This window comes from Pseudomonas sp. CFBP 13710 (assembly GCF_014842235.1).
Lineage (GTDB): Bacteria > Pseudomonadota > Gammaproteobacteria > Pseudomonadales > Pseudomonadaceae > Aquipseudomonas > Aquipseudomonas baltica.
Genome location: NZ_JACYVJ010000004.1, coordinates 331303 through 343562 on the forward strand (window position 1 = coordinate 331303; position 12260 = coordinate 343562).

A 12260-nucleotide genomic window follows, 5' to 3' on the forward strand; every position below is an offset into this window, starting at 1 on the left:
TGCCGCCAGACACGCAAATTCCCGACGCGGGGCAGCGCCAGCCTTCGGCCGCTGTGCAGCTCGACCCCACCACCTTGCCGGTTCTGGCCGCGCGGCCGATGGATGCGCACAAGGGCATGTACGGCCGTGTACTGGTGATCGGTGGCGACCATGGCACCGGCGGTGCGGCCTTGCTCAGCGCGCAAAGTGCCCTGCGCAGCGGGGCCGGCATGGTAACGCTGGCTACCCGCGGCGAGCACGTGGCGCCGGCGCTGGCGCGCATGCCGGAAGTGATGGTTGCCGATATCGCTTCGGCCAACCAGCTGCTGGCGCTGGCCGAAGCGGCCACGGTGCTGGTGGTCGGGCCCGGGCTGGGGCAGGCCAGCTGGGGCCGAAGCTTGCTGTCGGTGGCGGCCAGCCAGGACAAGCCACAGGTGTGGGACGCCGATGCACTGAATCAGTTGGCGCAGGGCGCCGTCGCGCTGCCGGCCGATGCCGTGCTGACCCCGCACCCAGGGGAAGCGGCCAGGCTGCTGGGTATTTCCACCGCGCAGGTGCAGGCCGATCGCCCCGCGGCGGCCCTGCGCCTGGCGCGTCAGTATTCGGCAGTGTGCGTGCTCAAAGGGGCGGGCAGTCTGATCGCTGCGCCCGATGGGCGCCTGGCGATCTGCGATCAGGGTCATCCCGCCATGGCCACCGGAGGCCTGGGCGACGTGCTCGCCGGGCTGGTCGGCGCCCTGCGTGCCCAAGGCCTGGATGGCTTCGATGCGGCGTGCCTGGGTGTGTGGCTGCATGCCGGCGCCGGAGAACGGCTGGGCAAGCTTGGTCGTGGTTTGGCGGCCAGCGACCTGATACCTGCCATTCGTCAGTTGCTCGAGGAGCATTATCCGTGTCTGAAGTAGAAATCTACCTGGAAGGCGAAGCGGCCATGCTTGCATTCGGTGCGCGCATGGCAGAGGTGACCCAGGGCCACGGATTGATCTTCCTGGAGGGTGATCTGGGCGCTGGCAAGACCACCTTTTCCCGAGGCCTGATCCGCGGCCTGGGCCACCTCGGAGCGGTCAAGAGCCCGACCTTCACCCTGGTCGAACCCTACGAGATCGGAGTTATAAAAGCCTTTCACTTCGACCTCTATCGTCTTGTTGATCCAGAGGAATTGGAGTATTTGGGCATCCGCGACTACTTTGAAGAGGACGCCTTGTGCCTGATCGAGTGGCCCCAGCAGGGCGCAGGCTTTTTGCCAAAGCCGGACCTGACCATTACCATAAGCCCGCAAGCGGCCGGAAGGCTGTTGAAGTTATCGCCACAGGGCCCGCGCGGTGTGTCCTGGTGTGCCGCTGTGGCACAGAAATCCAAATAATTTGATGGGGTTAGGTATGCGCATTCGCGCGCTGGTCGCGGTCGTTGGTCTGATGTTGACGGGTTTTGTCGTCAATGCCGTGGCCGCTACACAAGTCAAGAGCGTGCGCTTGTGGCGAGCGCCGGATAACACCCGGCTGGTCTTCGACCTCACAGGTCCCGTCCAGCACAGCGTTTTCACGCTGTCCTCGCCCGATCGACTGGTCATCGACATCAACGGCGCCACTGCGGCCGGTCCGTTGAGCGTGGCGCCTGGCGACTCGCCCGTCACCAGCGTGCGCTCGGCACAGCGTACCCCCACCGATCTGCGCGTGGTGGTGGACCTGAAAAAGGCCATCACCCCGAAAAGCTTCACGCTTGCGCCCAACCAGCAATATGGCAACCGCCTGGTGGTCGACCTGTTCGACTCCGCGGCCGATGCCGAGCCCACGCCACCCCAGCCGGCCGTGGCCATCACGCCGGCGGTGCCGGTGACGCCGACGCGTCCGGCCATCAAGCTGACCCCGGTGCCCAATGGCAAGCGCGATATCGTCATTGCCATCGATGCCGGCCACGGCGGCGAAGACCCAGGCGCCTCGGGGCCGCGCGGGCAGCACGAAAAAGACGTGGTGTTGCAGATCGCCAAGGAATTGCAACGCCAGATCAACGCCGAACAAGGCTTTCGCGCCGAGCTGACGCGCACCGGTGACTACTTCATTCCGCTGCGCGGGCGTACCGAAATCGCCCGCAAGAAGGGCGCAGACCTGTTCGTGTCCATTCACGCCGACGCCGCGCCCTCCTCGGCGGCTTTCGGCGCCTCGGTATTCGCCCTTTCCGAGCGCGGCGCCACGTCGGAAACCGCACGCTGGCTGGCCGATACCGAGAACCGTTCGGACTTGATCGGTGGCGCTGGCAACGTCAGCCTGGATGACAAGGACCGCATGCTGGCCGGCGTGTTGCTGGACCTGTCGATGACCGCTTCGCTGACTTCCAGCCTCAATGTGGGTCAGAAAGTGTTGAGCAACATTGGCCAGGTGACACCGCTGCACAAGCGTCGGGTCGAGCAGGCCGGGTTCATGGTGTTGAAATCGCCGGACATCCCTTCGATCCTCGTGGAAACCGGGTTCATCTCCAACTCCAACGAAGCCAACAAGCTGCAAAGCTCGGGTCACCAGCAGGCGCTGGCGCGATCCATCCGTACCGGCGTGAAGCAGTTCTTCCAGCAGAACCCGCCGCCAGGTACCTACATGGCGTGGTTGCGCGACACCGGCAAGATTGCCCGCGGCCCCAGCACTCACGTGGTGCGTCCCGGCGAGACCCTGGCCATGCTCGCGGCGCGCTACGACTTGGGCATCGCCACCTTGCGCAGCGCCAATGACTTGAAAACCGATGAATTGAAGATTGGTCAGGAAGTCACCATTCCCAGCACTGCCCTGGCGTCCCAGTAATGGTTGAATCGGCGCGTATCGAGCTGCTCAGTCCGCGGCTCGCCAATCAGATCGCGGCTGGCGAGGTGGTCGAACGACCGGCTTCGGTGATCAAGGAGCTGCTGGAAAACAGCCTGGACTCCGGCGCCCGGCGCATCGACATCGAGGTCGAGCAGGGTGGCGTCAAGCTACTGCGCGTGCGCGACGACGGCAGCGGCATCTCGGCAGACGACCTGCCGCTGGCCCTGGCGCGCCATGCCACCAGCAAGATCCGCGACCTGCAGGACCTCGAGCGCGTCATGAGCCTGGGTTTTCGCGGCGAAGCGCTGGCCTCGATCAGTTCGGTGGCGCGGCTCACCCTGACCTCGCGCACCGCGGCGGCCGATCAGGCCTGGCAGGTAGAAACCGAAGGCCGCGACATGGACGCCCGCGTGCAGCCTGCGGCGCACCCCGTCGGCACCTCGGTAGAGGTGCGCGACCTGTTCTTCAATACGCCGGCGCGGCGCAAGTTTCTCAAGACCGAAAAAACCGAGTTCGACCACCTGCAGGAAGTCATCAAGCGCCTGGCGCTGGCGCGCTTCGACGTAGGCTTCCACCTGCGGCACAACGGCAAGAGCATCCTCGGCTTGCATGAAGCCCATGACGAAACCGCCCGCGCACGGCGGGTCGCTGCGGTCTGCGGGCCGGCGTTCCTTGAACAGGCGATGCCTATAGAAGTCGAGCGCAACGGCCTGCGGCTGTGGGGCTGGGTTGGCTTGCCGACGTTCTCGCGCAGCCAGGCCGACCTTCAATACTTCTTCGTCAACGGCCGAGCGGTGCGCGACAAGCTGGTGGCCCACGCGGTACGCCAGGCTTATCGCGACGTGCTGTTCAACGGCCGTCATCCGACCTTCGTCCTGTTTCTGGAAGTGGACCCAGCGGTGGTCGACGTCAACGTGCACCCGACCAAGCATGAAGTGCGCTTTCGCGACGGGCGCATGGTGCACGACTTTCTCTACGGCACATTGCACCGGGCGCTGGCCGATGTTCGCCCGGAAGATCAGTTGGCGAGCGCGCCGGCGCAGGCCCACCCGTTGCGGCCGAGCGGGGCCCAGGCAGGCGAGTTCGGCCCCCAGGGTGAAATGGGCCTGGCGGCCAACCTGCTGCACTCATCGATGGCCCAGCCGCAGTCAAGTGGGGGTTCCAGCGGCGGGTATTCATACACGCCACGGCCGACCGCTGCCCTGCCGTTGGCCGAGGCGCAGAGCGCCTACCGGGAGTTCTTCGCACCACTGCCTACCGCCGGCAGCAGCACCGCGCCGATTCCCAGTCTGCCACCAAGCCAGGGCGACATCCCCCCGCTGGGCTACGCGCTGGCACAGCTCAAGGGTATCTATATCCTGGCCGAAAACGCCCAGGGGCTGGTTCTGGTGGACATGCATGCGGCGCACGAGCGCATCATGTACGAGCGCCTGAAGATCGCCATGGCCAGCGAAGGTCTGAGCGGGCAGCCCTTGCTGGTGCCCGAATCGCTGGCCATGAGCCAACGCGAGGCGGACTGTGCCGAGGAGCACGCGGCGTGGTTCCAGCGCCTGGGCTTCGAGCTGCAGCGCCTGGGCCCGGAAACCCTGGCCATACGCCAGATTCCAGCCCTGCTCAAGCAGGCCGAGGCCAATCGCCTGGTCGGCGATGTCCTGGCCGACCTGATGGAGTACGGTACCAGCGACCGTATCCAGGCCCACTTGAACGAATTGCTGGGCACCATGGCCTGCCACGGTGCCATTCGTGCCAACCGGCGCCTGGCCATTCCGGAAATGAACGGCCTGCTGCGCGATATGGAAAACACCGAGCGCAGTGGCCAGTGCAACCATGGTCGACCGACCTGGACCCAGATGGGCCTGGACGACCTGGATAAACTCTTCCTGCGCGGGCGTTGAACATGAGTGGCCTACCTCCGGCGATCTTCCTCATGGGGCCCACGGCTGCCGGCAAGACCGACCTGGCCATCGAGCTGAGCAAGGTGCTGCCGTGCGAGCTGATCAGCGTCGACTCGGCCCTGGTCTACCGCGGCATGGACATCGGCACCGCCAAGCCGTCGCGGGCGGTGCTCGACGCCCATCCGCACGCACTGATCGACATCCTCGATCCGGCGCAAAGCTACAGCGCCGCCGACTTTCGCCGCGACGCCTTGCAAGCCATGGCGCAGATCACCGCGCGGGGCAACATCCCGCTGCTGGTTGGCGGCACCATGCTGTATTTCAAGGCTTTGCTCGAGGGGTTGGCGGACATGCCGGGCGCCGATGCCCAGGTGCGCGCCGATCTCGAGGCGCAGGCCGCGCTGCACGGCTGGCAGGCACTGCATGACCAGCTTGCGGCGGTCGATCCGGTTTCTGCCGCGCGCATTCATCCCAACGATCCGCAACGGCTGATCCGAGCGTTGGAGGTCTACCGCGTGAGTGGTTCGAGCATGACCGAGCTGCGCGCGCGACAATCTGCGCAAAGTACCGAGGCAGGCGCATTGGCAAGCGGGCAATTGCCCTATACTGTGGCCCACTTGGCAATCGCACCCGCCGATCGCTCGGTGCTGCATGAGCGAATTGCCTTGCGTTTCGGACAAATGCTGGAACAAGGCTTCGTCGACGAGGTCACTGCCTTGCGTGCTCGAAGTGACTTGCATGCTGGGCTTGCGTCTATACGAGCGGTGGGCTATCGGCAAGTCTGGGATCATCTGGATGGCCAGCTGACCGAGGTGCAGATGCGCGAACGCGGCATCATCGCCACGCGCCAATTGGCCAAGCGACAGTTTACCTGGTTGCGCAGTTGGGCCGATCTGCACTGGCTCGACAGCCTGGCCATCGACAATCTGCCTCGCACCTTGAAATACCTGGGTTCGGCCTCCATATTGAGCTGAGTCCCGCAATTGCCGTCTATCCTTGGGTCTGACGGTCAGAGCCTTCATCTTTTCAAAGCTTTTCCACTATTGATCCTTAAAGGAGTGCGGCACATGTCAAAAGGGCATTCGCTACAAGACCCTTACTTGAACACCTTGCGTAAAGAGAAGGTCGGCGTCTCGATCTATCTGGTGAACGGTATCAAGTTGCAGGGCCAGATCGAATCGTTCGACCAGTTCGTCATTTTGCTGAAGAACACGGTCAGCCAGATGGTCTACAAACACGCTATTTCCACGGTTGTACCGGTGCGTCCGATTCGTCTGCCAAGTGCGACCGAATCCGAGCAGGGCGACACCGACCCAGGTAACGCTTGATAGGAGTCTGCCTTGTTCTTTGAGCGCCACGGTGGTGGTGAGCGAGCGATCCTCGTTCATCTGGATGGTCAGGACCCTGAGGCGCGCGAAGACCCGCAGGAGTTTCAGGAGCTGGCCATCTCGGCCGGCGCCGAAACTGTCGCATTCGTCAATGTCGCCCGTCATCGGCCCAGTGCCAAATTTCTGATCGGCAGCGGCAAGGTCGAGGAGCTGCGTGACCAGGTCAAGGCCGAGCACGCAGATCTGGTGATATTCAATCACACCCTCACACCCAGCCAGGAGCGCAACCTCGAGAAAGTCTTCGAGTGCCGCGTGCTGGACCGTACCGGTCTGATCCTGGATATCTTCGCGCAACGCGCCCGTACCCATGAAGGCAAGCTGCAGGTCGAACTGGCCCAGCTCGAGCACATGAGCACGCGGCTGGTTCGCGGCTGGACTCACCTCGAGCGCCAAGGCGGTGGTATCGGCCTGCGCGGCCCTGGTGAAACCCAGCTGGAAACCGACCGGCGTCTGCTGCGGGTACGCCTGCGGCAGATCAAGCAGCGCCTGGAAAAGGTTCGCAGCCAGCGCGAGCAGGCACGTCGCGGCCGCCGGCGAGCCGACATTCCGTCGGTGTCCCTGGTGGGCTACACCAACGCCGGCAAGTCGACCTTGTTCAACGCCGTCACGCAGTCCGAGGTGTACGCGGCCGACCAACTGTTCGCCACGCTCGACCCGACCTTGCGCCGACTCGAGTTGAACGACCTGGGGCCGGTAATCCTGGCCGACACGGTGGGTTTCATTCGTCACCTGCCGCACAAGCTGGTCGAAGCGTTTCGCGCCACCCTCGAGGAATCGAGCAACTCCGACCTGCTGCTGCACGTGATCGATGCCCATGAGCCCGAGCGCATGGCGCAGATCGAACAGGTCATGGCCGTGCTCACCGAGATCGGCGCGCAAGGCTTGCCGATCCTCGAGGTGTATAACAAACTCGACCTGCTCGAGAACGTCGAGCCGCAGATACAGCGCGATGCCGACGGCAAACCGGTCAGGGTATGGGTGTCGGCGCGCGACGGGCGCGGTCTCGAGCTGGTCAAGCAGGCGGTTGCCGAGCTGCTCGGCGAAGACCTGTTCGTCGGCACGCTGCAGCTGGGCCAGACACTGGGCCGCCTGCGCGCCCAGCTGTTTTCGCTGGGCGCGGTGCAAAGCGAAGCGCATGATGAGCAAGGTGGCAGTCTGCTGGCAATACGCCTGCCGCGTGCGGAGCTCAATCGCCTGGTCAGTCGCGAAGGCATGGAGCCCGCTGAATTCATCGAGCAACACACTTTGCAATAAAAGCCTCGTGTGGCAGCTGTGCTGTCATGTCGGGCATTCTGTAGCATTGGTCGGCGCGCCGTGGGTGCGTCTTTGCTTTATCAGATGGAGAGCGCTATGGCTTGGAATGAGCCGGGTGGCAACTCGAACAATCAAGATCCTTGGGGTGGTAAACGCCGTGGAGGCGACCGCAAGGGGCCACCGGATCTCGACGAGGCCTTCCGCAAGCTGCAGGACAGCCTGAACGGGTTGTTCGGCGGTGGAAAGAAACGCACAGGTGGCGGTGGCGACGGTGGAGGCACGTCCAAGGGCGGTGGTCTCGGCCTGTTGGGCATCGGCCTTGCCGTGCTTGGCGCGATCTGGCTGTACAGCGCGGTGTATGTGGTCGACGAGCAGGAGCAGGCCGTGGTGCTGCGCTTCGGCAAGTATTACGAAACGGTAGGTCCGGGCCTGAACATCTATTTCCCGCCGATCGACCGCAAGTACCTGGAAAACGTCACGCGCGAGCGTTCGTATACCAAGCAGGGGCAGATGCTCACCGAAGACGAGAACATCGTCGAAGTGCCGCTGACCGTGCAGTACAAGATCACCAACCTGCAGGACTTCGTCCTGCGCGTCGACCAGCCCGAAATCAGCCTGCAGCATGCTACCGACAGTGCGCTTCGCCACGTGGTGGGTTCCACCGCCATGGACCAGGTGCTGACCGAAGGTCGCGAGCAGATGGCCGGCGAGATCAAGGAGCGCCTGCAGCGTTTCCTCGACACCTACCAGACCGGTATCACCGTGACCCAGGTCAACGTGCAGAGCGCGGCAGCGCCGCGTGAAGTGCAGGAAGCCTTCGACGACGTGATCCGCGCCCGGGAAGACGAGCAGCGCTCGCGCAACCAGGCCGAAGGCTATGCCAACGGCGTGATTCCCGAGGCTCGCGGGCAGGCCCAGCGCATCATCGAAGATGCCAACGGCTACCGCGACGAAGTCGTATCGCGCGCCAAGGGTGAGGCCGACCGCTTCACCAAGCTGGTCACCGAGTACCGCAAGGCACCCGACGTGACCCGTCAGCGCCTGTACCTGGAAACCATGCAGGACGTGTACAGCAACACCAGCAAGGTGCTGGTGGCCAGCAAGGAAGGTCAGAACAACCTGATCTACCTGCCGCTGGACAAGATGGTCGGTGGCGACCGCAACAACGGCAGCACGCCTGCCGCCAGCACGCCGGCCTCGGCCAGCGACGCCGCCGGCGCACGCGCTGCGGCCGACCTGCAGCAGCAACAGCGTGAAATGCGTTCAAGGGAGAGTCGCTGATGGGCAATAAATCTGTGATCGCCCTTGTCGTCACCGTCGTTCTGGCGGTGGCAGCATGGAACTGCTTCTACATCGTTGCGCAAACCGAACGTGCGGTCCTCCTGCAATTCGGCCGCGTGGTTCAGGCCGATGTCCAGCCTGGCCTGCATGTGAAGCTGCCGTACGTCAACCAGGTGCGCAAGTTCGATGCGCGGCTGATGACCCTCGACGCCCCGACCCAGCGGTTCCTGACCCTGGAGAAGAAAGCGGTGATGGTCGATGCCTATGCCAAGTGGCGTGTGAAGGATGCCGAGCGCTACTACACCGCTACTTCCGGCATGAAGCAGATCGCCGACGAGCGTCTGTCGCGACGTCTCGAATCGGGTCTGCGTGACCAGTTCGGCAAGCGCACCCTGCATGAAGTGGTGTCGGGCGAGCGTGACGCGTTGATGTCCGACATCACCACGTCGCTCAACCGCATGGCAGACAAGGAGCTGGGTATCGAGGTCATCGACGTGCGCGTCAAGGCCATCGACCTGCCCAAGGAAGTCAACCGCAGCGTGTTCGAGCGCATGAGCACCGAGCGTGAGCGCGAGGCGCGCGAGCACCGTGCCAAGGGTAACGAGTTGGCGGAAGGCATTCGTGCGGACGCCGATCGCCAGCGTCGTGTGCTGTTGGCCGAAGCCTATCGCGAGTCCGAGGAAGCGCGTGGTGACGGCGATGCGCAGGCAGCGTCCATCTACGCCCAGGCCTATGGTCAGGATCAGGAATTCTATTCCTTCTTCCGCAGCCTGCAGGCATACCGCCAGAGCTTCGCCAACAAGAGCGACGTGATGGTGCTGGACTCCAAGAGCGATTTCTTCCGCTTCATGGAGAAGTACAAGCCCTGATTGGCTTTCCCCGTCGAGCGGTTTAACCGTTCGGCGGGGTGAACGATCGGCGAAACGTGTGTATGATGCGGCAGCCGGGAAATTCCCGGCTTTTTTGCGTCTGCAAGTTAGATTGGCCGATTCATAGGCCCGGTTCATGAGGACATTGCCCCGCGACCTGCTTGCGGTGGGCGATTTCTGCTTCACTCAAGGCTAGCCCGACGGCAGGCCGCCCGGATCATAGGGGAAAGGCGTAATGGCAACGGTAGACCGCTGGCTGCTGCCAGATGGCATCGAAGAAGTACTGCCGCCCGAGGCTGCGCGAATCGAAGTCGCGCGGCGTCAGGTGTTGGACCTGTTCCAGAGCTGGGGTTACGAGTTCGTCGTAACGCCGCACATCGAATACCTCGAGTCGCTGCTGACCGGTGCCGGGCAGGACCTGGACCTGCGCACCTTCAAGGTGATCGACCCGCAATCGGGTCGGCAAATGGGCTTTCGTGCCGACATCACGCCGCAGGTGGCGCGCATCGATGCGCACACCTTGCGCCGTGAAGGGCCGAACCGCCTGTGCTATGCCGGCAGTGTGCTGCATGCACAGCCGCGGGCACTGTCCAGTTCGCGCAGCCCGATCCAGCTGGGCGCCGAGCTGTATGGCGATGCCAGTCCGAGCAGCGACGTGGAAGTCATCAGCCTGATGCTGACCATGCTGGAAATGGCCGATGTGCCAGACGTGCACATGGATCTGGGGCATGTCGGTATCTACCGCGGCCTGGCCCGCGCGGCCGGGCTGTCGGGCGATGTCGAGCAGCAGTTGTTCGATGCCCTGCAGCGCAAGGCCATCGACGAAGTGATCGTCCTCACCGAAGGGCTGCAAGCGGACATCGCCGAGATGCTGCGTGCCCTGGTTGGCCTGTGTGGCGGTCGCGAAGTGCTGGCTCAGGCCAAGGTACGCCTGGCCAACGCACCGGCGCCGGTGATGACCGCACTGGACGACCTGCTGGCGATTGCCGAGCGGCTGTCGTTGCGTTTTCCACAATTGCCGCTGTACTTCGACTTGGGCGAGTTGCGCGGTTATCACTATCACACCGGCGTGGTGTTCGCCGTGTTCGTTCCGGGCATGGGCCAGTCCATCGCCCAGGGCGGCCGCTACGATGACATTGGTGCGGACTTCGGCCGTGCCCGTCCGGCAACCGGTTTCTCCACGGACCTCAAGTCCCTGGTGACGCTGGGTCGGGCCCGGATCGAACTGCCCGTCGGTGGCGTCTGGATGCCTGACAGCACCGATGCGGCCTTGTGGCAGGCAGTCTGCCAGCTGCGCCGCGAGGGTCGCCGCGTGGTCCAGGCATTGCCGGGACAGACGATCGAGGCTGCCGGCGAGGCAGATTGCGATTGTCAATTGATTCAGCAGAACGGGCAATGGCAAGTGCTGCCACTGGCCTCTTGAGTTTTCCTGCCGGCCGCTGCCGGCACCAAGTTTGCGCGAATGAGGACTAGTGTTATGGGTAAGAATGTCGTAGTCCTGGGCACCCAATGGGGTGATGAGGGCAAAGGCAAGATCGTTGATCTGCTGACCGAACATGCTGCTGCGGTGGTGCGCTATCAAGGCGGCCACAACGCCGGTCACACGCTGGTCATCGACGGCGAGAAAACCGTCCTGCACCTGATCCCTTCGGGCGTGCTGCGCGAGGGCGTCCAGTGCCTGATCGGCAACGGTGTGGTAGTTGCACCCGACGCTCTGATGCGCGAGATCACCAAGCTCGAGGACAAAGGCGTACCGGTGCGCGAGCGCCTGCGTATCAGCCCGTCCTGCCCGCTGATCCTGTCTTTCCACGTGGCGCTGGATCAAGCCCGTGAAAAGGCCCGTGGCGAGCTCAAGATCGGCACCACCGGTCGCGGCATCGGCCCGGCGTATGAAGACAAGGTTGCTCGTCGCGGCCTGCGTGTGGGCGACCTGCTCAACATGCCGCGCTTCGAAGACAAGCTGCGTGAACTGGTGGATTACCACAACTTCATGCTGGTGGGTTATTACAAAGAGCCTGCCATCGAGTTTGAAAAGACTCTGGCCGAGTGCAAGGAATACGCCGAGCTGCTCAAGCCGCTGATGCTCGACGTGACTGCCGAACTGCACGACCTGCGTCGTGCCGGCAAAGACATCATGTTCGAAGGTGCCCAAGGTTCGTTGCTCGACATCGACCACGGTACCTACCCGTACGTGACCAGTTCCAACACCACCGCGGGTGGCGTTGCGACCGGCTCCGGCGTTGGTCCCATGTTCCTGGACTACATCCTGGGCATCACCAAGGCGTACACCACTCGCGTCGGTTCGGGCCCGTTCCCGACCGAGCTGTTCGATGAAGTCGGTGCGCACCTGGCCAAGCAAGGCCACGAGTTTGGCGCGACCACCGGCCGTGCTCGTCGTTGTGGCTGGTTCGACGCTGTCATCCTGCGCCGCGCTATCGACGTGAACAGCATCTCGGGCATCTGCCTGACCAAGCTGGACGTACTCGATGGTCTGGAAACCATCAATATCTGCATCGGCTATAAAGATGCGGAGGGCAAAGACGTTGCCCCCACTGACGCTGACAGCTACGTGGGCCTGCAGCCCGTGTACGAAGAAGTACCGGGTTGGAGCGAGTCGACCGTGGGTGCGAAAACCCTGGAAGAGCTGCCCGCCAACGCCCGTGCCTATATCAAGCGAGTCGAGGAGCTGATCGGCGCACCGATCGACATCATCTCGACCGGCCCGGACCGCAACGAAACCATCGTGCTGCGTCATCCGTTCGGCTGACAGCGGTTCGCGCAATACAGCAAAGGGCCCTTCGGGGCCCT

At 63.6% G+C, this 12260-nt stretch carries 10 protein-coding genes and 1 pseudogene; all 11 read left to right on the plus strand.

All coding sequences use genetic code 11. The features are described 5' to 3' along the window. Window positions 1–59: 59 nt before the first annotated feature. Window positions 60–881, plus strand: a pseudogene (locus IFT44_RS12470) (NAD(P)H-hydrate dehydratase); the annotation flags it as partial. Then, window positions 869–1339, plus strand: coding sequence for a tRNA (adenosine(37)-N6)-threonylcarbamoyltransferase complex ATPase subunit type 1 TsaE (gene tsaE / locus IFT44_RS12475; protein WP_192175973.1), 471 nt, complete (start codon window positions 869–871; stop codon window positions 1337–1339). The pseudogene IFT44_RS12470 and the gene tsaE, both read left to right, overlap by 13 nt. A 16-nt stretch (window positions 1340–1355) precedes the next feature. Beyond that, on the plus strand, window positions 1356–2765 hold the full coding sequence (locus tag IFT44_RS12480) for an N-acetylmuramoyl-L-alanine amidase (protein ID WP_192048115.1): 1410 nt from the start codon (window positions 1356–1358) through the stop codon (window positions 2763–2765). After that, window positions 2765–4660: a DNA mismatch repair endonuclease MutL gene (gene mutL, locus IFT44_RS12485; RefSeq protein ID WP_192175974.1), complete on the plus strand. Its 1896-nt coding sequence runs from the start codon at window positions 2765–2767 to the stop codon at window positions 4658–4660. Before IFT44_RS12480 ends, mutL begins: the two co-directional genes overlap by 1 nt. 2 nt (window positions 4661–4662) lie before the next feature. Continuing rightward, complete coding sequence (miaA, locus tag IFT44_RS12490; protein ID WP_122480373.1) at window positions 4663–5634, plus strand: tRNA (adenosine(37)-N6)-dimethylallyltransferase MiaA; 972 nt, start codon at window positions 4663–4665, stop codon at window positions 5632–5634. Between the two features lie 93 nt (window positions 5635–5727). Continuing rightward, window positions 5728–5988: an RNA chaperone Hfq gene (gene hfq / locus IFT44_RS12495; protein WP_043191144.1), complete on the plus strand. Its 261-nt coding sequence runs from the start codon at window positions 5728–5730 to the stop codon at window positions 5986–5988. A gap of 12 nt (window positions 5989–6000) precedes the next feature. After that, complete coding sequence (gene hflX, locus IFT44_RS12500; protein ID WP_122480372.1) at window positions 6001–7302, plus strand: ribosome rescue GTPase HflX; 1302 nt, start codon at window positions 6001–6003, stop codon at window positions 7300–7302. Between the two features lie 96 nt (window positions 7303–7398). Continuing rightward, window positions 7399–8583, plus strand: a complete 1185-nt coding sequence (gene hflK / locus IFT44_RS12505; protein WP_122480371.1) for an FtsH protease activity modulator HflK — start codon at window positions 7399–7401, stop codon at window positions 8581–8583. Beyond that, window positions 8583–9452, plus strand: coding sequence for a protease modulator HflC (hflC, locus tag IFT44_RS12510; RefSeq protein WP_122480370.1), 870 nt, complete (start codon window positions 8583–8585; stop codon window positions 9450–9452). Before hflK ends, hflC begins: the two co-directional genes overlap by 1 nt. Before the next feature lie 235 nt (window positions 9453–9687). After that, window positions 9688–10875, plus strand: coding sequence for an ATP phosphoribosyltransferase regulatory subunit (locus tag IFT44_RS12515; RefSeq protein WP_122480369.1), 1188 nt, complete (start codon window positions 9688–9690; stop codon window positions 10873–10875). 54 nt (window positions 10876–10929) lie between these two features. Beyond that, a complete protein-coding gene (locus IFT44_RS12520) occupies window positions 10930–12219 on the plus strand; it encodes an adenylosuccinate synthase (RefSeq protein WP_192055760.1) in 1290 nt (429 codons plus the stop codon). The last annotated feature ends 41 nt before the right edge of the window (window positions 12220–12260 follow it).

Excerpts from the sequence above, each read along its gene's own strand:
- hflC (WP_122480370.1), top strand. The coding sequence starts at position 8,583 with ATGGGCAATAAATCTGTGATCGCCCTTGTCGTCACCGTCGTTCTGGCG.
- IFT44_RS12520 (WP_192055760.1), top strand. The coding sequence starts at position 10,930 with ATGGGTAAGAATGTCGTAGTCCTGGGCACCCAATGGGGTGATGAGGGC.
- mutL (WP_192175974.1), top strand. The coding sequence starts at position 2,765 with ATGGTTGAATCGGCGCGTATCGAGCTGCTCAGTCCGCGGCTCGCCAAT.
- hfq (WP_043191144.1), top strand. The coding sequence starts at position 5,728 with ATGTCAAAAGGGCATTCGCTACAAGACCCTTACTTGAACACCTTGCGT.
- IFT44_RS12480 (WP_192048115.1), top strand. The coding sequence starts at position 1,356 with ATGCGCATTCGCGCGCTGGTCGCGGTCGTTGGTCTGATGTTGACGGGT.
- miaA (WP_122480373.1), top strand. The coding sequence starts at position 4,663 with ATGAGTGGCCTACCTCCGGCGATCTTCCTCATGGGGCCCACGGCTGCC.
- hflK (WP_122480371.1), top strand. The coding sequence starts at position 7,399 with ATGGCTTGGAATGAGCCGGGTGGCAACTCGAACAATCAAGATCCTTGG.
- IFT44_RS12515 (WP_122480369.1), top strand. The coding sequence starts at position 9,688 with ATGGCAACGGTAGACCGCTGGCTGCTGCCAGATGGCATCGAAGAAGTA.